Origin of the sequence: Microbacterium memoriense, assembly GCF_025398275.1 — a bacterium.
Classification (GTDB): Bacteria; Actinomycetota; Actinomycetes; order Actinomycetales; family Microbacteriaceae; genus Microbacterium; species Microbacterium memoriense.
In genome coordinates, this window is the sequence record NZ_JAODOR010000003.1 from 140,283 (window position 1) to 162,957 (window position 22,675).

At 67.5% G+C, this 22,675-nt stretch carries 19 protein-coding genes; 15 read left to right on the forward strand and 4 right to left on the reverse strand.

Translation table 11 applies throughout. The features are described from left to right. Positions 1-105: 105 nt before the first annotated feature. Positions 106-366, reverse strand: coding sequence for a 30S ribosomal protein S20 (gene rpsT, locus N4R40_RS02335; RefSeq protein ID WP_261605758.1), 261 nt, complete (start codon positions 364-366; stop codon positions 106-108). Positions 367-623: 257 nt separating this feature from the next. Here rpsT and N4R40_RS02340 point away from each other — a divergent pair, with 257 nt between their 5' ends. Next, a complete protein-coding gene (locus N4R40_RS02340) occupies positions 624-1,871 on the forward strand; it encodes an MFS transporter (RefSeq protein WP_261605759.1) in 1,248 nt (415 codons plus the stop codon). On the opposite strand, the gene N4R40_RS02345 is transcribed toward N4R40_RS02340, so the two are convergent. Together N4R40_RS02345 and N4R40_RS02350 are read right to left on the reverse strand one after the other, a co-directional pair. Beyond that, the gene (locus N4R40_RS02345) at positions 1,858-2,601 is read right to left on the reverse strand and encodes an alpha/beta fold hydrolase (protein ID WP_261605760.1); all 744 of its coding nucleotides are present in this window, start codon (positions 2,599-2,601) and stop codon (positions 1,858-1,860) included. The genes N4R40_RS02340 and N4R40_RS02345 overlap by 14 nt on opposite strands. A 68-nt stretch (positions 2,602-2,669) precedes the next feature. After that, entirely contained in the window at positions 2,670-7,346 is a 4,677-nt protein-coding gene (locus tag N4R40_RS02350; protein ID WP_261605833.1) for an ExeM/NucH family extracellular endonuclease, read from the reverse strand. A gap of 294 nt (positions 7,347-7,640) precedes the next feature. On the opposite strand from N4R40_RS02350, the gene lepA reads away from it, so the two are divergent. The 14 genes from lepA (at position 7,641) to N4R40_RS02420 (ending at position 22,170) form a co-directional block, all read left to right on the forward strand. Further along, positions 7,641-9,491, forward strand: coding sequence for a translation elongation factor 4 (gene lepA, locus N4R40_RS02355; protein ID WP_261605761.1), 1,851 nt, complete (start codon positions 7,641-7,643; stop codon positions 9,489-9,491). Between the two features lie 24 nt (positions 9,492-9,515). Next, on the forward strand, positions 9,516-10,166 hold the full coding sequence (locus tag N4R40_RS02360) for a DUF1990 family protein (protein ID WP_261605762.1): 651 nt from the start codon (positions 9,516-9,518) through the stop codon (positions 10,164-10,166). Beyond that, a complete protein-coding gene (gene hemW, locus N4R40_RS02365) occupies positions 10,166-11,383 on the forward strand; it encodes a radical SAM family heme chaperone HemW (protein ID WP_261605763.1) in 1,218 nt (405 codons plus the stop codon). Before N4R40_RS02360 ends, hemW begins: the two co-directional genes overlap by 1 nt. Before the next feature lie 98 nt (positions 11,384-11,481). Continuing rightward, positions 11,482-12,522, forward strand: a complete 1,041-nt coding sequence (gene hrcA, locus N4R40_RS02370) for a heat-inducible transcriptional repressor HrcA (protein WP_261605764.1) — start codon at positions 11,482-11,484, stop codon at positions 12,520-12,522. Positions 12,523-12,571: 49 nt separating this feature from the next. After that, entirely contained in the window at positions 12,572-13,678 is a 1,107-nt protein-coding gene (dnaJ, locus tag N4R40_RS02375) for a molecular chaperone DnaJ (RefSeq protein WP_261605765.1), read from the forward strand. 1 nt (position 13,679) lies between these two features. Beyond that, complete coding sequence (locus N4R40_RS02380; protein WP_261605766.1) at positions 13,680-14,402, forward strand: 16S rRNA (uracil(1498)-N(3))-methyltransferase; 723 nt, start codon at positions 13,680-13,682, stop codon at positions 14,400-14,402. Between the two features lie 23 nt (positions 14,403-14,425). After that, positions 14,426-14,773 (forward strand): HIT domain-containing protein, encoded by a 348-nt coding sequence (locus N4R40_RS02385; RefSeq protein WP_261605767.1) that lies wholly within the window; start codon positions 14,426-14,428, stop codon positions 14,771-14,773. Positions 14,774-14,819: 46 nt separating this feature from the next. Continuing rightward, positions 14,820-15,848, forward strand: coding sequence for a PhoH family protein (locus tag N4R40_RS02390; protein WP_261605834.1), 1,029 nt, complete (start codon positions 14,820-14,822; stop codon positions 15,846-15,848). Continuing rightward, on the forward strand, positions 15,845-16,312 hold the full coding sequence (ybeY, locus tag N4R40_RS02395; RefSeq protein ID WP_261605768.1) for an rRNA maturation RNase YbeY: 468 nt from the start codon (positions 15,845-15,847) through the stop codon (positions 16,310-16,312). The genes N4R40_RS02390 and ybeY overlap by 4 nt, the downstream gene beginning before the upstream one ends. Continuing rightward, positions 16,309-17,673, forward strand: a complete 1,365-nt coding sequence (locus N4R40_RS02400; protein WP_261605769.1) for a hemolysin family protein — start codon at positions 16,309-16,311, stop codon at positions 17,671-17,673. Before ybeY ends, N4R40_RS02400 begins: the two co-directional genes overlap by 4 nt. Continuing rightward, on the forward strand, positions 17,670-18,563 hold the full coding sequence (gene era, locus N4R40_RS02405) for a GTPase Era (protein WP_261605770.1): 894 nt from the start codon (positions 17,670-17,672) through the stop codon (positions 18,561-18,563). Before N4R40_RS02400 ends, era begins: the two co-directional genes overlap by 4 nt. A 27-nt stretch (positions 18,564-18,590) precedes the next feature. Then, positions 18,591-20,177, forward strand: coding sequence for a type I restriction-modification system subunit M (locus tag N4R40_RS02410; protein WP_261605771.1), 1,587 nt, complete (start codon positions 18,591-18,593; stop codon positions 20,175-20,177). Continuing rightward, on the forward strand, positions 20,174-21,280 hold the full coding sequence (locus tag N4R40_RS02415) for a restriction endonuclease subunit S (protein ID WP_261605772.1): 1,107 nt from the start codon (positions 20,174-20,176) through the stop codon (positions 21,278-21,280). The genes N4R40_RS02410 and N4R40_RS02415 overlap by 4 nt, the downstream gene beginning before the upstream one ends. Continuing rightward, positions 21,277-22,170, forward strand: coding sequence for a GIY-YIG nuclease family protein (locus N4R40_RS02420; protein WP_261605773.1), 894 nt, complete (start codon positions 21,277-21,279; stop codon positions 22,168-22,170). The genes N4R40_RS02415 and N4R40_RS02420 overlap by 4 nt, the downstream gene beginning before the upstream one ends. On the opposite strand, the gene N4R40_RS02425 is transcribed toward N4R40_RS02420, so the two are convergent. After that, the gene (locus tag N4R40_RS02425) at positions 22,167-22,667 is read right to left on the reverse strand and encodes a hypothetical protein (RefSeq protein WP_261605774.1); all 501 of its coding nucleotides are present in this window, start codon (positions 22,665-22,667) and stop codon (positions 22,167-22,169) included. The two genes, N4R40_RS02420 and N4R40_RS02425, sit on opposite strands and share 4 nt — an antisense overlap. Positions 22,668-22,675: the final 8 nt, after the last annotated feature.

Genomic DNA, 22,675 nt, shown 5'->3' on the forward strand with positions numbered 1-22,675 from the left:
ATGCGGCACCAACCGACCCCGCAACCTGTGGGGGAGCCGCGATGGGAGCCGCGCCAACGACGAAGGCCCGCCCCAACGGGACGGGCCTTGCCAGAAAAGCTACGCTCAGAGCGCGGCAACCTGCTTCGCGATGGAAGACTTGCGGTTCGCGGCCTGGTTCTCGTGAATGACACCCTTGCTCACGGCCTTGTCGAGCTTCTTGGTCGCGCGCGCCAGTGCCTTCTCGGCAGCGGCCTTGTCGCCACCGGCGATGGCCTCGCGCGTGCGACGCACCTCGGTGCGCAGTTCGCTCTTCACGGACTTGTTGCGCTCGCGCGCCTTCTCGTTGGTCTTGTTGCGCTTGATCTGCGACTTGATATTCGCCACGTCGACGTCTTTCGTTCGGAGTTACGGTTGGAAGAGTGTCGCAAGACGGTAGAGGGGCGCCTCGCGACTGTCGTGTGAGGTGTGGGACTCCCACGCAAGCCAATCACCGAGTCTATCAGGTCAGCGGCCGCTGCCATGCGGCATGATCATCCTCACCGGCTCCCGACCGGCGATCACGCTCGACGAAGGGCTGACGTGCCAGCTATTCTCCCCGTAGACCTCACTCACCTGCGTCCACCGTTTCGCGAGGCTCGCGCATGATCCGCGACACGGGTCGCGTCGGCGCGAGATGGTTCGGGCTGTTCACTCTGGCCTGGCTCGCGCTGTGGACCGTTCAGCTCACTCCACTGCAGCTGTTGATCCCGTTGCAGCTGAACACCCCCGACGACGCCGACGGATGGATCACCGGCGTCGTCTCATCGGGGCTCGTTCTCGCCGTCGGCGGTATCGCCGGGGTGATCGCGGGTCCGCTCGCGGGTGGCCTGTCGGACCGCACGCGGGGCGCGTTCGGTCGTCGGCGGCCCTGGGCGCTCACCGGCGTCGCGGCGGCCACGGCATCCCTCGTCGCCATTTCGTTCGCCGAGGGGCCGTGGGGCGTCGGGCTCGCGTGGGTGGGCGTGTCGGTCGGCACGGCGGTCGCCTCGGCGGCGTTCACGGCGCTCATCGCCGACCAGCTCACGACGCAGCGCGGCACAGCCTCGGCCGCTGTCTCGTCGTCGCAAGCACTCGGCATCATCGTCGGCGTCGGCGTCATCGTGCTGCTCGAACTCGGCACGGTGGCCGGGTATCTCGTGCTTGCGGGGTTCCTCGCCGTGGTCGGCGTGACCGCCGCGCTCCTGCTTCCGGACCCGCCCGCACCGGTGCAATCGGCGGGAGCCCGCACGCCTCGACGCCTCGGCGAGCGGCTCGCGGCGCTGCGCGATCGGGACTTCGCCTGGCTGCTCGCCGGACGACTCGTCGTCAACATCGGCAACGCGCTCGGGACCGGCCTGCTGCTCTTCTTCCTCATGTACGGGCTCGATCGCGACGCGGCGGGAGCCGAAGACGACCTGTTGCTGCTGATCCTCGTCTACACGGTGTTCGTCGTCGGCTCGTCGATCATCGCGGGCGCCGTCAGCGACCGGACGGGACACCGCGTGGGGATCGTCGTGGTGTCGGCGATCGTCCAGGGCGTCGCGGCGCTGTTGATCGCGGTGATCCCGTCGTTCGAGATCACGATGGTCGGCGCCGCGCTGCTCGGTACCGGGTACGGCGCGTACATGGCGGTCGGGCTCGCGCTCGGCACCGATCTCCTGCCGTACGCCGCCGACCATGCGCGTGACCTCGGCTTCGTCAACGTGTCGGCCAGCCTTGGCCAGCTGCTCGGACCGCTCATCGGGGCGGGGCTCGTGGCCCTCGTCGGCGGCTTTTCGCTCATGTTCGCGGTGGGCGGTGTGCTGTCGATCGTCGGCGGTCTGATGACCCTCGCGATCCGTCGGCGCACTGCGACGGTCACGCTCGGCTGACGCGGCCCGCCGGGAGTGCCTCGAGCGTCGCGATCGCGAGGTCGAGGACCGCGTTGAACACCTGGGGGCGCATCGCCGTGACGAGGTGGGTGGTCCTCGGGACGACGATGAGCTCCGCATCCGGAGCGATGCGGGTGAAGAGGCGCTCGTTGACCCGCAGCTGGTCGTACTGTCCGTTGACGAACCAGAGGGGGATGTCGATGCGGCGGAGCGCCGCCAGGAGATCGAGTACCGACAGGCTCCGCAGCGCTACATCTTGCGCGTCGTACGCGTAGCCGCCGGCGCCGAAGTCGCGGCGGGTCTCGGGCGGGAGCGTGCGATCGAGCATCTGCTCGGAGAGCCACGCGCCGCGCCGTGGCAAGCGGTCGACCCCACGCGCCAGCGTGCGATAGGTCCGTAGCGCGACGCCGCGGGGGATCGCGGTGCACGATGCAGCGATGAAGCCCGCGATCGGCGGCGGGCTCTCGGCGCCGGCGTACTCGATGCACAGCAGTCCGCCCATCGAGTGGCCGACCAAGAGGACGTCCGAGGATTCCGCTGCCGTCCGCACCGCACGGTCGATCGTGGCGAATGCGCCGTCGAGGGTGAACTCCTCGTCCATGCGCGCCCCGTGCCCGGGGAGGTCGACGGCGGTCGAGGGGATCCCGCGTGCCCGCAGATGATCGACCTGCGCGCGCCACATCGTGGCAGAGGTGCGGATGCCGTGGACCATCACGACGTGGACAGACATGACTTCAGCCTAAACAGGCGAGGTCCGCGAGGGCGCCATCGGCACTCCCTCGCGGACCTCGCCCTGCGTCAGAACAGCACCCGCACCTTCGCCGCATTACTCGTCGACCCGGTGGCGACGTCCTGATCAGTCGGCACGAACACCGCTGTGTAGGTATGCGTGCCGCGGCTCAGGCGTCCGAGAGTGTGTGTCGCGAGCCCGCGCCTCACCGGCACCGTCGCGACGATGGTGTCGCCCTCGCGGAACTCCACCGTGCCTTCCGCTCGGCCGCCGTCCTGCTGCACATATGCGATGAGCGTCGACGGCGCGATCCGGTTGATGTGCACGGGCAAGACGGCGATCAGACGAGTGGACGTTTTCGCCGCCGGCTCGGCGGCCGCCTCCACCGTCACCGGCACCTGGACGACGGTCCCCGATGCCGGCGCGGTGAGAGTGAGCTCGGCAGCCCCGGCCGGAGTGCCGGCGGGAAGCGTCACGGTGACGGTGGCCGCTCCTGCCGCCACAGCGACGTCGCCGAGCGCCGTCTCGCCGAGGGAGACCTGCAGCGTCGTGTTCTCCGGTGCCCCGCGGCTCGTGAGGTTGAGCCCCGCGACCGAGAAGGTGAAAGCCGTGCCGGCCGCGACAGTCTCGGGGACGCCGGAGACCTGGACGGCGTGCTTCGCGTAGTCCGGCGCCAGCGGCGATCCGTCGGCGATGTAGTCGACCCACGCTTCGTAGTCGAGGAGTCCGGTGTCGACGTAGTCCGTGCCTTGCGTGAAGGCGCGGAAGTTGTCGCCACCCGTCGCCAGGAACGAGAACGTGCCGATGCGATACGTGCCGTCAGGGTCGAGCGGCGTGCCGTCGATCCTCACCGAGGTGATCCGCGATCCCTCGGGGCGCGTGGCGTCGTACGTGTAGGTCACGTTGTCCGAGACACCCAGCTGCAGGTAGGGCCGCGAGGGCACCGTGCCATCGGCGTTGCGCTGCCATTGCTGCTCCAGCGTGGTCGTGAACTGAGTGCCTGTGAGAGTCACCAGAGCCAGGGTGTTGTTGAACGGCAGCACGGCGTTCGCCTGCGAGAACGAGACCGTCCCGTCGGCAAGTCCCGGGATCGCGGTCGACCCGAACTCGGCCTGGGTGTCCCAGAGGTCGGCCCGCAGGCCGCCCGGATTGGTCACGCCGATGTCGGCTCCGCTCGGCAGGGCGCTGAGCGAGTCGCGCAGCATGTTCGCCACGGCGTTTCCGAGCGTCGATTCGCTCGCCCGGTCATCGCGGGTTCCGCCCGACCACACGCCGTTTTGGAACGAGCCGCCGGCGTAGGCCGTCGTGATGTCACCCGAGACCTCGCCGACCGCGGTGTTGCCGATCTCCGCGGCGGCCGCCAGGGCAGCATCGACGATCGACTTCACCGCCGCGACCCGGGGGTAGGTCGCCACGAGATCCGCGGCGGGGGTCGTCGTCCGCGCGACGTTCGTCTCGGTGTGCGCCGACACGTCGCCGGTGGCCGGGTCGATCGTGAGCGTGATCTTGCCGACGTTGGCGCCGTACGAACCGGTCTGCACGACCGGGCGGGTCCGGTCGGTGCCGGGGATCGGAGCCGACCAGGCGTACTCCTTGTGCGTGTGGCCGGTGAAGATCGCGTCGACCGTGCTCGAGGTGTCGTTCACGAGCGCCGCGAAGGCGCCGCCGGCGGCGAGTTCCTCCTCGAGGGTCGCGCCATCCGGCGTGCCCGCTCCGGCGCCCTCGTGGTACAGCGCGACGAGCACATCCGCCTCACCGTTGGCAGGGTCGCCGTCGCTGAGCTCTGCGGCGACGCGGTTGACCGCTGCGACCGGATCGCCGAAGGCGAGGTCCACGATTCCCGCGGGTGACACGAGCGACGGAGTCTCCTCCGTCACGGCGCCGATCACGCCGACCGTCAGGCCACCGGCATCCAGCAGTGCGTATTCGTCGAGTGCCGGCGTCTCGGTCCCCGCCAGGTAGACGTTCGCACCGAGCTGCGGGAAGTCCGCGGCCTCGCTCACGCGACCCGCGAGATCGGCGAAGCCGCGGTCGAACTCGTGGTTTCCGACGGCGGATGCCTGGAGCCCGAGGACGTTGAGCACATCGATCGTCGGCTGGTCTTTCGCGACCGACGAGGGGAACAGCGACGCGCCGATGTTGTCTCCCGCGGACAGGAACAGGGTGGGACCGTCGGCCGCGGCGCGCAATTCCTCGACCGTGCCCGCGAAGGCCACGGTGTTCGAGTCGATGCGACCGTGGAAGTCGTTGATGTCGAGGAGCGTCAGTTCGATCGGCGCGGCGTCGGCGTCGAGCCCGACGATCACCGGATCGTGATCGCTCGAACGGTAGGCGTCGCTCTGGTAGAACTCGGTGCCGTGCGAACGGAATCGGCTGTACTCCAGCGCCACCGACTCGCCCGAGTTGATGTTCCAGATGTCGGCGCCGGTGGCGCGGCCGAGCGCTGCGTCGTTGAGCAGCACGTGGTCGAGCGAGCCGGACAGTCCCGAGAAGCTGTACGACGACGAGTCGACCTCGAGAGCCTCCTCGGCGTTGGTGTAGCCCGCCTCGTACAGCACCTGCAGCGGGTCTTCCTGCCCGTACGAGTTGAAGTCACCGACGAGGGCGACGGCCGTGACATCCCCCTGGATCGTCGTGACCCAGTCGCGCAGGGCGGTGGACTGACGAACGCGCGATTCGGTCGACGATCCCTGACCATCGCCGGTGTCGGCATCGCCCGGCCACGGACCCGCCGAGCCCTTCGACTTGAAGTGGTTCACGACGAACAGGAACGGCGCACCGCCGGCATCCGGCGTGAAGACCTGACCGATCGGCTCGCGGGCGTTCCCGAAGGCTTCCCCGTCCGCGCTCTGGTCGCCGAGGGCCCGCGCCGCACCGACGGTGTCGACGGATGCCGTGCGATAGATGATCGCGTTCGTGATGACGTCCTGTTCCGTGACGGGCGGGAGGTCACTCGAGGAGGGCACGAAGGCCCAGGTCTCTGCGCCGTCCGCGGCGTTGAGCGCGTCCACGAGCGTCGCCGTCGCCTCATCTGCCTGCTCACCGAGCGCGGCAGAGTTCTCGATCTCCATGAGGCCGACGACGTCCGCGTCCAGCGTCGTGATCGCCGCGACGAGCTTGTCCTGCTGGCGCTCGAGATCGGCGGCATCCCACGCACCACGCTGGTCGCATCCGTCGCGGACGGTGACACCGTCGCCGAAGCGGTCGGTGTACGCCGTGCACCCAGGGTTGTCGGTCCCGAGAGTCGTGAAGTAGTTCAGGACGTTGAACGATGCCACGCGCACATCGCCACCGACGGACTCGGGGGCAGCGGTCCGGGGATTCGTGAAGGCCACACCGTCGACGCCGGAGCCGTCGCCGGCGAGCGGCTGCGGCGGGTTCAGCTTCCACGCGTTGTTGCGATAGTCGACGATCAGCGGCTCGGTGAAGCTCACGCCACCGCCCACGACGATCGGCTCCGCGAGCGAGACATAGGCCGGGGTCAGCGCGGCATTCGCCGGTGACAGATAGTTCGTGCTGGTGCCGTCGTCGAGCGTGACGGCGCGGGCCGCATTGTCGGCCGAGACCGCCGCCGCTTCCGGAGTACCCGGACGGGCGACATCCGTCGGCTGGCGAAGGGGCGTCGTGCCCGTGGCGAGCCCCACTTCGCCGTATTGGTTCGTCGAGTACGTGTTCGTGACCGTGAAATCGCCCTGCGGAGCGATCAGCATCGACTCCAGCGCTTCGCGTTGTGCGGGAGCGGTGGGCCAGGGAAGCGCCGCGGGTACAGGCGGGGTGGCCGCATCGATCTTCACGGCGCCGCCTGCCGCCACCGTGATTTGGGTCAGTCCGTTGAACTCGGAGACCGCGCCGGTCACCCGAACGGTGTCGCCGAGCGCGACCTCGCCGGTAGCGGCGGGGGAGTACACGAAGATCGCGTCGGATGCCGTGTGCGTCGCGAGGTCGAGGTCCCCGCCGGAGCCGGGCGTCTGGATGACGTAGCCGGCGAAACCGCCGGTGGGGTAGTGAGCGGTCACGACGCCGGTCGTGGTGACGGTGGACCCGGCCAGTGGCGAGGCATCACCGGTGCCCTGGATTTCGGCGATCGTCGCCGACGTCGGTTCCGCCGGCGCGGTTTCGGTGGGAGTGGGAGTGGGTGTGGGGGTCGGGGTGGGGTCGACGCCCGTGCCGAGACCCACCGGAGTGGGCGCGCCCGCCGTGAAGTCCGCAGCGTTGTCGGCCGTGTTCGCGAACGTCGCCGACCGCGAGACGCTCGTGGCGTTCGTGGTGGCCGGTGCCGGCGCGCTGCCGGCGAAGTCACCCGCAGCGCCCCAACCGACGAAGTCGACGACCTCGGGGAGGGACGTGAGCCCCGTGGCGCCGGTGAGAGCCGTCGCGCTCGCGACGAGCGCGACCTTGCCCTGTGACCCGCTGAGGGCGATCGAGCCGTCGATGTCCGCGGTGAAGGCCGGGAGGGCCGCATTCGCACCAGGGGCCTCACCGATCAGCAGCTGGGCCCCCGCGGGGAGCGACCCGCTGAGCGCTGTCACCTGCCAGTTGGCTCCCGTTGCCGAGGCGTACTGGACGCTGTATCCGCTGAGGTCTACGGCGTCGCCACTCACGTTCGCGAGCTCGATGAAATCACGGTTGAACGCCGCGCCGTTGTTGCCGCCGCCGCCGTACACCTCCGAAATGACGAGAGCCGCCGTCGGGGTGACGACGGCTGCCGCGGGGAGCGGCGCCAGCACGAGACCTCCCGCGACCATCGCGGTCGCGGTCAGGGTCGCGGCCAACCGGCGGGAGTTGTGCGGATGGGACAGGGCGTTGTGCGTCACGTGTGTCTCCGAGGGGTCCGGGCGCGACAGGGGGTTTCGCGCAGCTTCCGGCCACTGCCTTGAGCATTCTTGGCATCCGTCGACCATGACAAGGGGCAAAACCGTTAACTCTTTCTCATCAACCGGTTCGCTGGCGTGTCTCTCCCGATGTCGGCTAGTGTGCGGCCCACCCAGGGTGGAGAGTGCCCGGAGCACGGCACACGCTCCCGGTAGACTTGCCGGAACATGTCCCCGCGCGCCCTGAAGCCCCTCGAGCCTGCCGCCACCCCGCCCGAGCTCATCCGCAACTTCTGCATCATCGCCCACATCGACCATGGCAAGTCGACTCTGGCCGATCGGATGCTGCAGATGACCGGCGTCGTCTCCGACCGCGATATGCGGGCGCAGTACCTCGACCGGATGGACATCGAGCGCGAGCGTGGCATCACGATCAAGTCGCAGGCGGTGCGGATGCCGTGGGCACTCTCCGACAACGCGTACGCGCTGAACATGATCGACACGCCCGGCCACGTGGACTTCACGTACGAGGTGTCGCGTTCTCTCGCCGCGTGCGAAGGTGCCGTGCTGCTCGTCGATGCGGCGCAGGGGATCGAGGCGCAGACCCTCGCGAACCTGTACCTCGCTCTGGAGAACGATCTCCACATCATCCCGGTCCTGAACAAGATCGATCTTCCCGCGGCTGACCCGGAGAAGTTCGCGGCCGAACTCGCCAACCTCATCGGCGGCAAGCCCGAGGACGTGCTGCGCGTCAGTGGGAAGACGGGTCAGGGCGTCGAAGAGCTGCTCGACCGCATCGTCGAGCAGATTCCCGCACCGCGGGGCGATGCCGACGCGCCGGCACGCGCGATGATCTTCGACTCCGTCTACGACTCGTACCGCGGCGTCGTGACCTATGTCCGAATGATCGACGGGAAGCTCGAGCCTCGCGAGCGCATCCAGATGATGTCGACGCGGGCCACGCACGAGCTTTTGGAGATCGGGGTATCGAGCCCGGAGCCCGTGCCCACCCAGGGTCTCGGTGTGGGCGAGGTGGGCTACCTGATCACCGGCGTGAAGGATGTGCGCCAGTCCAAGGTCGGCGACACGATCACCCACCATCGCAAGCCCGCGACCGAGGCGCTCCCCGGATACACCGACCCGAAGCCCATGGTGTTCTCGGGGATCTATCCCATCGACGGGAGCGACTACGGTGACCTGCGCGAGGCGCTCGACAAGCTCAAGCTGTCCGACGCGTCCCTCCAGTACGAACCCGAGACATCCGTCGCGCTCGGCTTCGGGTTCCGGTGCGGATTCCTCGGGCTCCTGCATCTCGAGATCATCACCGAGCGGCTGTCGCGAGAGTTCGGTCTCGACCTCATCACGACGGCGCCCTCGGTCACCTACGAGGTCACCACCGATACCGGCGATCTCGTCACGGTGACGAACCCCAGCGAATACCCCGATGGGCGTGTCGCCGAGGTCGCAGAGCCCGTCGTGAAGGTCGGCATCCTGTTGCCGAAGGACTATGTCGGCACGGTCATGGAGCTCTGCCAGTTCCGTCGCGGGACGCTCCTCGGCATGGAGTATCTCAGCGAGGACCGCGTCGAGTTGCGCTACAACATGCCGCTGGGCGAGATCGTCTTCGACTTCTTCGACCATTTGAAGTCCAAGACCCAGGGCTACGCGAGCCTCGACTACGAACCGGCCGGCACGCAGATCGCGGACCTCGTGAAGGTCGACATCCTGTTGCAGGGCGAAAAGGTCGACGCGTTCAGTTCGATCGTGCACCGCGAGAAGGCGTACGCGTACGGAACGATGATGACCGAGCGCCTGCGCAAACTCATTCCGCGCCAGCAGTTCGAGGTGCCCATCCAGGCAGCGATCGGGGCGCGTATCATCGCCCGCGAGAACATCAGTGCCATCCGCAAGGACGTCCTCGCCAAGTGCTACGGCGGTGACATCAGCCGCAAGCGCAAGCTTCTCGAGAAGCAAAAAGAGGGCAAGAAGCGCATGAAGATGGTCGGACGCGTCGAGGTGCCGCAGGAAGCGTTCATCGCGGCGTTGTCCGGTGACGTGGACGGCAAAGACAAGAAGTAACAAGAACGGCGAAGGGTGGAGCGGATGCGTCGTGGAAACTTCCAGGACGGCACGGTCGACTACGCCGCGGTCGGGGCGACGCAGGCGCACGACCTGATGGGCTACCCGCCCGAGCACAGTGTGCCGGCGGAAGCGTCGTGGCGGATCGGCAGTGGCGAAGAGCGCTTCACGACGTCCGGCGAGGCGCTCCTGTCGTGGACCGCTCTGCGGGGCGCGGGGCTCGCGGTCAGCGATGTCCGCCCCGCTGCCGGGCCGATGTACTCGGGCGTGAGCTTCGACGCGGACGGCGCCCCTGTCGTCCCGAGCCGACTCGAAGCCGATCAGCGCTTCGACGCGGACGGAACCCCCTACGTGAGTGCGGGCACCACGATCCGCGTCCACGGACGGGTCGGGGGACTCAGCGCCGATGCCGAGCTTCGCGTGATCTTCGTCACGGAAGAACCGCGACGGATCGGATTCGCGCTCGGGACGGTGGGCGATTCAGCCGTGAGCGGTGAAGAGTCCTTCGTCGTCGAGTGGTACGACAACGACGAGGTCTGGTTCACGGTGCGCGCGTTCGATCGCCCCGTCTCGGCGCTCTACCGTCTGGTCCCGCCGTTACTGAAGCGTCGCCGCCGCGAACTCTTCCAGGGGTACCTCCGCGCGATTTCACCGCTGTACACGACACCCGCCTGATGGGCGCCGCGGCTCCCCTCGGCGACCCGGTTCCTCGGGACGGCGCACTCCCGGACGACATCACGGCCGATCCCGACCGCGCATTCGGCGTCTACCTGCACGTCCCCTTCTGCCGGGTGCGGTGCGGGTACTGCGACTTCAACACCTACACCGCAACCGAGTTGCGCGGAGCCCGTCAGGACACCTATGCCGATGAGGTGCTGCGCGAGATCGCGCTGTCACGACGGGTCCTCTCCGACGCGGGCGCGCTCCGTCCCGCGCGGACGGTCTTCTTCGGGGGCGGGACCCCGACGCTCCTGCCGCCGGGTGACCTCGCGCGCATGCTCGCGGGCGTCCGTGAGACGTTCGCACTCGAGCCCGGAGCGGAAGTCACGGTCGAAGCCAATCCCGACACGGTGACGGATGCGGTCGCGCACGAGCTCGCCGCTGCCGGCGTCACGAGGCTCTCGATCGGGATGCAATCGGCTGTGCCGCACGTGCTGGCCGCGCTCGACCGGACCCACGACCCCGAGCGTGTGACGACGGCTGTCGCCGCGGCGCGTGCGGCCGGGCTCGCGGTGAGCCTCGATCTCATCTACGGCGCCCCGGGGGAGACGCTGGCCGACTGGCGTGCGTCGCTGGAGACGGCGATCAGACTGCGCCCCGACCACATATCGGCTTACGCGCTCATCATCGAGGAGGGCACGAAGCTCGAACGGCAGATCCGCCGCGGCGAGGTGGCCGCACCGTCGGATGATCTCCAGGCCGATATGTACGAACTGGCCGACGAGCTGCTGGCGACGGCGGGCTTCCAGTGGTACGAGATCTCCAATTGGGCGACCAGTCCGGCCCAACGATCGCGGCACAATCTCGCTTACTGGCAGGGCGAGGACTGGTGGGGGTACGGTCCCGGAGCCCATAGCCACGTCGGTGGCCTGCGCTGGTGGAACGTTCGGCATCCTGCTGCGTACGCCCAGCGTCTCGCAGCCGGCGAATCGCCCGGAGCCGGACGCGAACGACCGGATGACGCCGCGCGGCGGCTGGAGAGTGTGTTGCTCCGGTCGCGGATCGTCGAGGGACTTCCGGTATCGGAGGTGACGGGGGAGGGTCGGCGCGCCGTCGCCGGGCTCATCGCCGACGGGCTGATCGAGGGGGCTGAAGCCCTCCGCGGCCGGATCATCCTCACCCGTCGGGGACGCCTGCTGGCCGATGCGGTCGTGCGTGCGCTGACCGTCTGAGACCCGCGTGGGTTTTGCCGCGCCTCCCAGAGTGGCGGGATAGGATTGGCACTCGAGGATCGGGAGTGCCAGAACCCGGCGGGATGGCGAGGAGGATCATGGTCTCGGAACGCGGACTGCAGGTCCTTCGCGCGATCGTGCAGGACTATGTCGACACGCACGAACCGGTCGGCAGCAAGGCGATCGTCGAGCGTCACCAGTTCGGCGTGTCGGCGGCCACGATCCGCAACGACATGGCGCTGCTGGAAGACGAAGAGCTGATCGCCGCACCGCACACCTCTTCGGGCCGCGTCCCGACCGACAAGGGATATCGCGTCTTCGTCGATCACCTTGCGGACCTCCGCCCGCTGACGACTGCCCAGCGCTCGGCGATCTCATCGTTCTTGAATGACCCGGTGGACCTCGACGATCTGCTGGTGCGCACCGTCCGCGCGCTCACGCAGCTGACCGGTCAGGTCGCGATCGTCCAGTATCCGTCTTTCGCCCGCGCGAGCGTGTCGCACGTCGAGGTCGTGCACCTCGGCGGCACACGGGTCGTGATCATCGTCGTGACCGACACCGGTCGGGTCTCGCAGCGTGTCACTTTCCTTCGCGATGACGTCCTCGACGGCGATATCGATCAGATCAAAGCGGCGATGGCCCGCCTCGTCACCGGCTCATCCGTGCGCGACGCCGCGCAGGCGATCGCCGATCTTCTCGCGGACGAGACGCGTCCGCCGTCGAGAGTCGACGAGGCCGTGCGCACGGTCGCCCGGATCGTCGCGGAAGAGCTCGATGAGTTCCGTCAAGACCGACTCGTCATGGCGGGGAGTGCGACACTCGCGCGACGCGAAGGCGACTTCCGGGGCAGCATCTACCCGCTCCTGGAAGCGATCGAAGAACAGGTGACGCTGTTGCGCCTCATGGGCGAGATGGTCGCCGATGAGCACGGACTGGCCGCCAGTATCGGCCGTGAGAACGACCCGTTCGGGTTGGGTGAGGCATCCGTCCTCACGAGCGACTACGACGCGACCGGATCTCGGGCCCGCGTGGGTCTGCTCGGCCCCACCCGCATGGATTACCCCACCAACCTCGCGACGGTTCGTGCCGTCGCACACTATCTGAGCCGGCTGCTCGACGAGGACGATACGTCCCACTGAGCGCACGGTTCGCAAACCCACACCCCCGCAACGGGGCAGGAAGGCGATTGTGGCAGACCACTACGAAGTACTCGGTGTTTCGCGCGAGGCGACCCCGGATGAGATCAAGAAGGCGTACCGCCGACTCGCGCGGGAGCTTCACCCCGATGTGAATCCGGGGGAGGACGCTTCCGAGCGGTTCAAACTCGTGACCCATGCGTATGACGTGCTCAGCGACCCTGAACAGCGCCAGCGCTACGACCTCGGCGGCGACGGCGGAGGCTTCGGCGGAGCGGGCTTCGGCGGATTCGGCGACATCTTCGAGACCTTCTTCGGCGGAGGAGGCGGTCAGCGCGCGGGCCGGCCCCGCTCGCGGCGCGAACGCGGCCAGGATGCGCTCGTGCGGGTCACCCTCGACCTCAAGGACGTCGTCTTCGGCATCCACCGAGACATCGAGGTCGACACCGCGGTGCTGTGCGAGACGTGCGAGGGCTCGTGCTGCCAGCCCGGCACGCGTGAGGCGACGTGCGACATCTGCCACGGGTCCGGCCAGATTCAGCGCACTGTCCGCAGTCTCCTCGGCAATGTCGTCACGTCGCAGCCGTGCAACGCCTGCCAGGGCTACGGCACGACGATCCCGTATCCGTGCGCCACATGCCAGGGCCAGGGGCGCGTGCGTGCACGCCGCACCGTCTCGCTCGACATCCCCGCCGGTGTCGAGACGGGGCTTCGCCTGCAGCTGCCGGGATCCGGTGAAGTCGGACCGGCCGGTGGCCCCAATGGCGATCTGTACCTGGAGATCACCGTCACCCCCGACGACGTCTTCAGCCGTGATGCCGATGACCTCCTGGCGACGCTCGAGGTCTCGATGCCGGATGCGATCCTCGGCACCGCAACGACCATCACCTCTCTCGACGGTGACGTCGACCTGGAGGTGCGGCCCGGCATCCAGTCCGGCGACGTCCTGACGATCAAGGGTCGCGGCATCACTCCGCTGCGCGGCGGCACGCGCGGCGATCTCCGCGTGGCCGTGCAGGTCGTCACTCCCACGCGCCTCGATGCCAAGGAACGCGCCCTGATCGAGGACTTCGCGAAGAAGACCAAGGCGCCCGGCCCGCAACTGTCGCAGTTCCACCAGGGAATGTTCGCGAAGCTCCGCGACCGCTTCCGGGGCTGAGATGGCACTGCACTTCCTGGTCGACGAGATCACGGCGGCGGTCGGCGAGGACGTCGTCTTGCGCGGGCCCGAAGCCCATCACGCCGCCGTCGTCCGCCGGCTCCGGGAAGGCGAGGACGTGACGGTCGGCGACGGCGCGGGCGCCTGGCTCAGCGGTACGGTGACGGCGGTGGCGCCGAAAGAGGTCGTGGTCCGGGTGACGGATGCCGCGGTCCGGCCGGCTCCCGCGCCGCGCCTCGTGCTGGTGCAGGCACTCGCCAAGGGTGACCGCGATGAGCTTGCCGTGCAGGCGGCGACCGAACTCGGAGTCGACGAGATCGTCCCGTGGCAAGCGACGCGGAGCGTCTCGCGCTGGAACGCGGAGAAGGCAGCGAAGGGCGTCGCGCGCTGGCAGAGCATCGTGCGGGAAGCCGCGAAGCAAGCCCATCGGGCGTGGGTGCCCGAAGTGGTGGCACCTGTCTCGACGGCGCAACTCGCTGCGCGGGCGGGCACCCTGCTCGTGCTGGAGCCGACGGCATCCGTCCGTCTCTCGCAGATCGAACTGCCGGCCGAGTCGGACATCGTGCTGATCGTGGGACCCGAAGGCGGCATCGCACCGGAAGAACTCGCAAGCCTCGCGTCCGCCGGTGCCACGCTCGTCCGCCTCGGCGACACCGTCTTGCGCACCTCGACGGCCGGTCCCGCCGCACTCGCGCTCGTGAGCGCGCACCTCGGCCGCTGGTGAGCGCCCCCGGATAGACTGGGGACATGAGCGAGCCGTCGATCTTCACACGCATCCTAGCGGGCGAGATCCCGTCCGAGATCGTCGCCGAGACGGAGAACGTCTTCGCCATCCGCGACATCGCGCCGCAGGCGCCGTTGCATCTGCTCGTGATCCCGAAGACGGCCGACTACCGCAACGTGGTCGAGCTCGCCGCTGGCGACCCGGCGCTGCTCACCGAGATGGTGGGCCTGGCGAACGCGCTCGCGGCCGAGCACGCGGACGGCGACTTCCGCCTGATCTTCAACACTGGCGCCGGCGCCGGGCAGACCGTATTCCACGTTCACGCGCACGTCCTCGCCGGGGGACTTGCCGAAGGGAGCCTCGGTGGCTGACGCCGACGAACCGACCGTCGACCGCATCCTCGTCGACGGCATCGCGATGGTGCAGTTGCTGGGCCCGCAGGATCGCCTGCTCCGGGTCGTCGAGAAAGAGCACCCGGCCGTTGCCGTGCACGTCCGGGGCAACGAGGTCACCCTCACCGGCGACGCGGATGCCGTGGCCTCGGCGCGCGTGCTGGTGGACGAGCTCATCGCGATGACCCGTTCCGGCGCGGGCCTGGAACCGGCGGACGTCCGGACATCGAGCAAAATCCTTCGCGACGATGCCGGACCACGCCCGTCCGAGGTGCTCGGCGAAGTGATCCTCACCTCGCGCGGCCGCACCATCCGCCCGAAGACGGTCGGACAGAAGAACTATGTCGACGCGATCGAAGACCACACGATCGTGTTCGGCATCGGTCCGGCCGGTACCGGAAAGACCTATCTCGCGATGGCGAAGGCGGTCCAGGCGCTGCAGCGCAAAGAGGTCGACCGCATCATCTTGACGCGGCCCGCGGTCGAAGCCGGCGAGCGGCTCGGCTTCCTGCCCGGGACGCTGACGGACAAGATCGATCCGTACCTGCGGCCCCTGTACGACGCGCTCAACGAAATGATGGATCCCGAGTTGGTGCCCAAGCTCATGGCGTCCGGCACGATCGAGGTCGCGCCCCTGGCGTACATGCGTGGCCGTACGCTCAACAACTCGTTCGTCGTCCTCGATGAGGCCCAGAACACGACGCCCGAGCAGATGAAGATGTTCCTGACGCGTCTCGGTTTCGGCACGCGGATGGTCGTCACCGGCGACATCACCCAGGTTGATCTGCCGCAGGGCGCCTCGGGCCTGCGCCTCGTGACCCGGGTGCTGAAAGACATCGACGACATCCACTTCGCCATGCTGACGAGCGACGATGTCGTGCGGCACAACCTCGTCGGCCGGATCGTCGACGCCTACACCGTCTACGACGAGCAGCGCCTGGCGTCACGGCGCGAGCGCGACGAGGCATCCGAATTCGCGAACCGCGCCGAGCGGCGCGGACCTGCCCGGCCCAGCGGACCCCGTGACCACCTTCCCCAGCGAGGACGATCATGACCATCGAGATCACCAACGAGTCCGGCATCACGACCGACGAGACCGTTCTGCTGCGCCTGATGGAGCACAACTTCAGCGAGCTGCACGTCTCACCCGACGCCGACGTCGCGATCCTCCTGGTCGATGAGGGCGCGATGGAAGCCCTGCACGTGCAGTGGATGGACGAGCCCGGACCGACCGATGTGCTGAGCTTCCCGATGGACGAGCTGCGACCGGGAACGGAAGAGCAGCCGACGCCGCCCGGGCTTCTCGGCGACATCGTGCTCTGCCCGCAGGTCGCGGAGGGCCAGGCCCAGACCGCGGGACACTCGACGCTCGACGAGCTCATCCTGCTCACGACGCACGGGCTCCTCCACCTCCTCGGTTTCGACCACGCCGAGCCGGAGGAAGAGCGAGAGATGTTCGGTCTGCAGCGCGAGCTGATCACGACGTTCCAGGCATCGGAGCGTCGACGACGCGCATGACCGAAACTCTCTTGCTGATCGCCGCCGTCCTCCTGGTGGCCCTCGGCGGCCTGATGGCCGCGATCGATGCCGCACTCAGCGTCACGTCGCGAGCCGACATCGCCGAACTCTCGGTGACCGGACGCAACGAAGCCGCGCTCGCGCGGATTGCTGCCGATCCCGAACCGCACGCCAACGCGGTCGTCTTCATCAGGATCCTGGCTGAGACGACCGCCGCCGTGCTCGTCACCGCGGCCTTCTCCGTGCTCTTCGACAGCATCTGGTGGGCGGTCCTGGCGGCGGCGATCCTCATGACGATCGTGTCGTTCGTGCTCGTGGGCGCGAGCCCGCGCGCCGTCGGACGGCAGCACGCGAAGGGCCTGTTGCGCGCGTGCGCGCCCCTCATCCGTGGTGCGCGTGTCGTGCTCGGTCCGGTCGCGCATCTCCTCGTCCTCGTCGGCAATCGCTTCACTCCGGGCGTCCAGCGCGGCACGTCGTTCGCCTCGGAGGAGCAGCTGCTGAGCATGGTCGACGAGGCCGCGTCGCAGGACCTCATCGAGGAAGACGACCGCGAGCTCATCCACTCCGTCTTCGATTTCACCGACACGTTCGTGCGCGCCGTCATGGTGCCGCGCACCGACATGGTGACGATGGATGCCTCCGACACGACGCAGCAGGCGATGCAGCTGTTCCTCGACAAGGGTGTCTCCCGCATCCCGATCGCCGATGACGCCGCCGACGACATCACCGGCGTCGTGTACCTGAAGGACCTCGTGCAGTTCGCGTACCGGGATGAGAGTGCCTGGCGCGACGCGCCGGTGAGCTCGATCGCCCGCCCCGCCGTCTTCGTTCCGGAGTCGATGAAGGCGGAGACCCTGCTGCAGCAGATGAAGAAGGATGCCGTCCACGTCTGTCTCGTGGTCGACGAGTACGGCGGAGTCGCGGGCCTCGTGACCCTCGAGGACCTCATCGAGGAGCTGGTCGGCGAGATCGCCGACGAGTACGACCCGCGTTCGACCGAGGTCGTCGCACTGGAAGTCGGCCGCTACCGCGTCAGCGCGCGCCTCGGTCTCGACGAAGTCGGTGAGCTGTTCGGCATCGAACTCGAGGACGAGGACGTCGACTCGATCGGCGGGCTCTTGGGCAAGCTGCTGGGGCGCGTGCCGCTGCCCGGCGCGACGGCCGAGTACGGTGGGCTCATCATCACCGGCGGAACGTCGCGGGGGCGCGGCCGGGGCCTTGCCACCGTTTTCGTGGAACGCGGGCCCCATCTGGCCGCCGCAGACGCCGCGTTCGGCGGCCGTGCGTCTCGCACGGGAGAGAACCCGATCGTGGATACCTCCACGGGGGAAGTCAAGACCCAAAGGAACACCCACCGATGACCGAAACTCGATCGGGGTTCGTGACGTTCGTCGGCCGCCCCAACGTCGGCAAGTCCACGCTGACCAACGCTCTCGTGGGGGAGAAGGTCGCCATCACGAGCGACAAGCCGCAAACGACCAGACGCGCGATCCGCGGCATGGTGAACCGGCCCGCCGGGCAGCTGATCATCGTCGACACCCCCGGCATCCACAAGCCGCGGACCCTCCTCGGCGAGCGGCTCAACCATCTCGTCGACCAGGTGCTGGGAGATGTCGACGTGATCTGCTTCCTGGTGCCCGCGACCGAGAAGGTCGGCCCGGGTGACCGCCGCATCGCCGAGTCGCTCGACGGCTACCCGCGTGCCAAGAAGATCGCGCTCGTGACCAAGACCGACATCGCCTCGCGCGACCAGATCACCGAGCGGCTGATGGAGGTCGACAGTCTCCGCGAGGATTGGGTGTCGGTCATTCCGCTGTCGGCGCTGGCCGGCGAACAGCTCGAGGTGCTCACCGACGAACTGCTCGCGCTCATGCCGTTCGGCCCGCGCCTCTATGAAGAGGGTGTCGTCACCGACGAATCGATCGAAGACCGCATCGCGGAGATCATCCGTGAAGCCGCGCTCGAGGGTGTGCGCGACGAGCTCCCGCACTCGATCGCCGTGACGATCGAGGACATGTCGCGCCGCGAGACCGGCTCGATGACCGACATCTTCGCGAACATCGTCGTCGAGCGTGACAGTCAGAAGGCGATCATCATCGGCCATCGCGGTTCGCGGCTGGCGGATGTCGGATCGCGGGCGCGCGCCCAGATCGAGCCGCTCGTGGAGACGAAGGTGTTCCTCAAGCTCCACGTGCGGGTCGCGAAGGAATGGCAACGCGACCCCAAGCAGCTCGGCCGCCTCGGCTTCTGACGCGTTTCGCAACAAAGGAGTATCCCGTTGGTCACAGGTGAACTGCGCCCTCAGGTCGACAAGGTCTGGGATGCGTTCTGGTCGGGCGGTATCGCGAATCCCGTTGAGGTGATCGAGCAGATCACGTATCTGCTGTTCATTCGGCGGCTCGACGAGTTGCACACGCTCGCCGAGAAGAAGGCGGCGCGCACCGGACAGCCGATCGAGAATCCGGTGTTCCCGGAGGGGCTCGACGACACGGCGCGGACGCCGCGACCGTACAACGATCTGCGCTGGAGCGTGTTCACGAACTACTCGCCGAGCGAGATGTTCGATGTCGTCGCCGAGTACGTCTTCCCGTTCCTGCGCCGCCTGGGCGCGGAAGGGTCGAGCTACGCGCGCAATATGAAGGATGCCCGGTTCACGATCCCGACGCCGGCGCTGCTGACGAAGGTCGTCGACCTGCTCGCCGACATCCCGATGGATGATCGCGACACCAAGGGCGACATCTACGAGTACATGCTGAAGAAGCTCGCGACGAGTGGCACGAACGGGCAGTTCCGCACGGCGCGGCACGTCATCCAGCTGATGGTCGATCTCACCGAGCCGCGCATCGACGACCGGATCATCGACCCGGCGGTCGGCACGGCCGGCTTCCTCGTTGCGGCCGAAGAGTACCTGCGCGATCATCACGAAGACGCGTGGACGGATGCCACCTTCCGCGCGCACTTCAACAACGAGATGTTCACGGGTTACGACTCCGATGCCGCGATGGCCCGCATCGCCAGTATGAACATGCTGCTGCACGGCGTCGAGAACCCGACGATCGAGCGCGCCGATTCCCTGTCGGAGGGGCATCCGTCCGAGGGGGTGTACTCGCTCGTGCTCGCGAACCCGCCGTTCGCCGGGTCGCTCGACGACGAGACGGTCGCGAAGGATCTGCAGAAGGCCGTCAAGACGCGCAAGACCGAGCTGCTCTTCCTCGTGCTGATGATCAAGCTGTTGAAGAACGGTGGCCGCGCAGCCGTGATCGTGCCGGAGGGCGTGCTGTTCGGATCGTCGAACGCGCACAAGGCGGTGCGGAAGATGCTCGTTGAAGATCAGAAGCTGGATGCCGTCATCAAGCTGCCGTCGGGGACTTTCAAGCCCTACACCGGGGTGTCGACCGCGATTCTGCTGTTCACGAAGACGTCGTCGGGCGGCACCGACAAGGTGTGGTTCTACGACGTGCGCGCTGACGGCTTCACGCTCGACGACAAGCGCACCCCGATCGACGCGACGGACTACCCCGACATCGTCGCCCGCTGGCGCTCCGTCACCGCCGGCGGATCTGCCGACGCTCACACCCTCGCTGGTGGGGGAGCCGCCGACGCGCACCCCTTCGCTGATCGAGTAGCCGCCGACGGCGGCGTACCGAGATCCCCCGAGCACACCCGCCCGCGCACGGCCCAGTCATTCCTCGTTCCGAAACAAGAGATCGTCGACAACGCGTACGACCTCTCGCTCAACCGCTACAAGGAACTCGAGATCGAAGAGGTCGAGCACCGCTCACCGACCGAAATTCTGAATGAACTCGACGCGTTGGAGGTCGAGATCCAGGCCGGCCTCGCGCGCTTGCGGGAGATGCTCGCGTGACCTGGGAGACCGTCCCCCTCGGTGAACTCGTCGAGCTCCGCTACGGAAAGGCGCTCAAGGCGGAGGATCGTGAGGGGACTTCCTACCCCGTGATTGGCTCCGGTGGCGTTGTTGGGAGTCACGCCGACGCATCGGTTCACGAACCCACAATTGTCATCGGACGCAAGGGGTCGATCGGGTCGTTGACGTACGCGGCAGATGGTTGCTGGCCCATTGACACCGCATATTTCATCATCTTGCGGACGGAGGTGGACCTTCGCTGGTTGTACTGGACAATGCAATCGCTGGGCCTCGAGAGCATGAATCGGTCGGCAGCCGTCCCTGGACTCAATCGCAACGATGTCTATCGAGCGCGCATCCCCCTCCCACCCCTCACCGAGCAACGCCGCATCGCCGCGATCCTCGACGAGGCCGACGCACTTCGCACCCTTCATCGCGGTTCGCTCGAAAACCTGGAGCGGCTGCGGGTCGCGCACTTCGAGACAAGCTTCGCGAATGCACGTTTCGCGCCGACCGTGATCGCCGACGTAGTTGCAGAGGTACCTAATGCACTCCGCACGGGCCCTTTCGGCAGCGATCTTCTTCACAGCGAGTTCGTCGATGACGGTGTTCCCGTGCTGGGAATCGACAACGTCGTCAGCAACGAGTTTGTCTGGGCTAAGCCGCGGTTCATTACGCAGGAGAAGTACGAGTCACTCAAGCGCTACACAGTCCGTGGCGGTGACGTGCTCATCACGATCATGGGGACGGTTGGCCGATGTGGGGTCGTGCCGGACGATATCGATCAGGCAATCAATACCAAGCATCTTTGCTGCATCACGCTTGACCAGTCGCGATGCCTGCCGGACTACCTGCACGACTATTTTCTCTACCACCCGACAGCACGCGAGTACCTTCGCAAGACGGCCAAGGGAGCCGTCATGGACGGCCTCAATATGGGGATCATCAAGCAGATGCCCATCGTCCTCCCCTCGATCGAAGCGCAACATCACTACGTCAGCCAGATCACCGAGGTGAGCACTCTCGCAGACACCGCGAAGTCACGCGACGTCGACACTCTCTTCGCTTCCCTCCAGCACCGCGCCTTCCGAGGAGAACTGTGAGCGGCAAGCAGATCAAGCTCTTCCTCGTCGATGGGACTCCGGGAGGTCTCTCGACCGCGGAGATCACGAACTGGACCGGCCATGTGCTGACGGCTCCGCGGTCTCAGCTCGCGGAGTTGCTCCGACGGCCCGAAGCCGCCCGCACCGGCGTGTACCTCCTCCTCGGCGACGACGAGTCGGCGATCGGTGACGTGCGCTGCTACATCGGTGAAGCCGACGCGGTGGGGGATCGGTTGCGTCAGCACCACCGCGAGAAGGATTTCTGGGAACGCGTCGTCGTCATCACGTCGAAGGACACGAACCTCACGAAGTCGCACGGGCGCTACCTGGAGTCTCGTCTGATCGCGCTCGCAACCCAGGCCGCGCGCTCTTCGGTCGAGAACGGAACGGCTCCAGGGGCACCACCGCTCCCCGAGGCAGACGCCTCCGACATGGACTACTTCCTCGATCAGCTGCACATCGTGCTGCCGGTGCTCGGGATCAACGCGTTCCGCTCGCGTGCCACGTCTCTCGAACAGATCGCCGCGACGGACTCGCCGATCTTCCGGCTGATGAATGCGCGTTCGCGCGTCGACGCATCCGCCCAACAGATTGATGGTGAGTTCACGGTGCTGGCCGGCTCACGCATCGTGGCGGAGTGGTCGGCGACCGGTACCGCGGCGACGACGATGAAGGCCTACGCCTCGTACCGCGCGCAGCATCAGAAGCTCGTCGCCGACGGCGCGGTCAGCGTGACCGACGGTGTCGGCGTGACTACGCGCGACATCGTGTTCTCGTCGCCGTCGACGGCGGGGGCGGTGTCGCTCGGACGGTCGTGCAACGGGCGCGTCGAATGGGTGTCGAGCGAGGGGACCTTCGGCGCGTGGGAATCGCGCGGGCTCGCGCCCTAGAACTCGCGAAGCGCTGCCGTCGCCTCCCAGTCATCGAAGCCAGACGGCGGCGTGACGACCCACCCGTTCTGTCTGAGCACCTCGGCGACCTCCGCGGGGTAGTCACGCGCGATCGTTCGAACCTGGAACCGGCGACCAAGTTCTCGACCGTCCTCCAGAGAGTGGCGCCAGCCCTTCTCTGCGTCGAATCCGCATTCTTGGACGAGGAACTGCACGAAATCCTCGATTCCCGGCCGGAACCGCCGTCCACCGGTCGGGAAATGCAAGGCCGAGAGCGACATCGGCGAACTCTCATAGCGCCCGTCTGAACGGGTCCGCGCCAGCATGAACGACAAGGCACCCCGCTCTGCATGGAATTGCCAGTGCGACACGGGAGGCTTCGTCGAGCGGTTCTCGAACTCGAGCCGCACGACGGGGACTTCTTCGAAAACCGGAGTCATCCACATGCGGAGTTGGTCGACCTTCAGGAACCCGTCTTGCGATGACTCCGCGAACATGACGAAGG

Bases quoted from the DNA above. Each gene is read 5' to 3' on its own strand.
- lepA (WP_261605761.1), top strand. From the start codon at position 7,641: ATGTCCCCGCGCGCCCTGAAGCCCCTCGAGCCTGCCGCCACCCCGCCC.
- N4R40_RS02345 (WP_261605760.1), bottom strand. From the start codon at position 2,601: ATGTCTGTCCACGTCGTGATGGTCCACGGCATCCGCACCTCTGCCACG.
- N4R40_RS02360 (WP_261605762.1), top strand. From the start codon at position 9,516: ATGCGTCGTGGAAACTTCCAGGACGGCACGGTCGACTACGCCGCGGTC.
- era (WP_261605770.1), top strand. From the start codon at position 17,670: ATGACCGAAACTCGATCGGGGTTCGTGACGTTCGTCGGCCGCCCCAAC.
- ybeY (WP_261605768.1), top strand. From the start codon at position 15,845: ATGACCATCGAGATCACCAACGAGTCCGGCATCACGACCGACGAGACC.
- hrcA (WP_261605764.1), top strand. From the start codon at position 11,482: ATGGTCTCGGAACGCGGACTGCAGGTCCTTCGCGCGATCGTGCAGGAC.
- N4R40_RS02425 (WP_261605774.1), bottom strand. From the start codon at position 22,667: ATGTTCGCGGAGTCATCGCAAGACGGGTTCCTGAAGGTCGACCAACTC.
- N4R40_RS02350 (WP_261605833.1), bottom strand. From the start codon at position 7,346: ATGGTCGCGGGAGGTCTCGTGCTGGCGCCGCTCCCCGCGGCAGCCGTC.
- N4R40_RS02400 (WP_261605769.1), top strand. From the start codon at position 16,309: ATGACCGAAACTCTCTTGCTGATCGCCGCCGTCCTCCTGGTGGCCCTC.
- hemW (WP_261605763.1), top strand. From the start codon at position 10,166: ATGGGCGCCGCGGCTCCCCTCGGCGACCCGGTTCCTCGGGACGGCGCA.
- N4R40_RS02385 (WP_261605767.1), top strand. From the start codon at position 14,426: ATGAGCGAGCCGTCGATCTTCACACGCATCCTAGCGGGCGAGATCCCG.
- N4R40_RS02340 (WP_261605759.1), top strand. From the start codon at position 624: ATGATCCGCGACACGGGTCGCGTCGGCGCGAGATGGTTCGGGCTGTTC.
- N4R40_RS02390 (WP_261605834.1), top strand. From the start codon at position 14,820: ATGGTGCAGTTGCTGGGCCCGCAGGATCGCCTGCTCCGGGTCGTCGAG.
- N4R40_RS02380 (WP_261605766.1), top strand. From the start codon at position 13,680: ATGGCACTGCACTTCCTGGTCGACGAGATCACGGCGGCGGTCGGCGAG.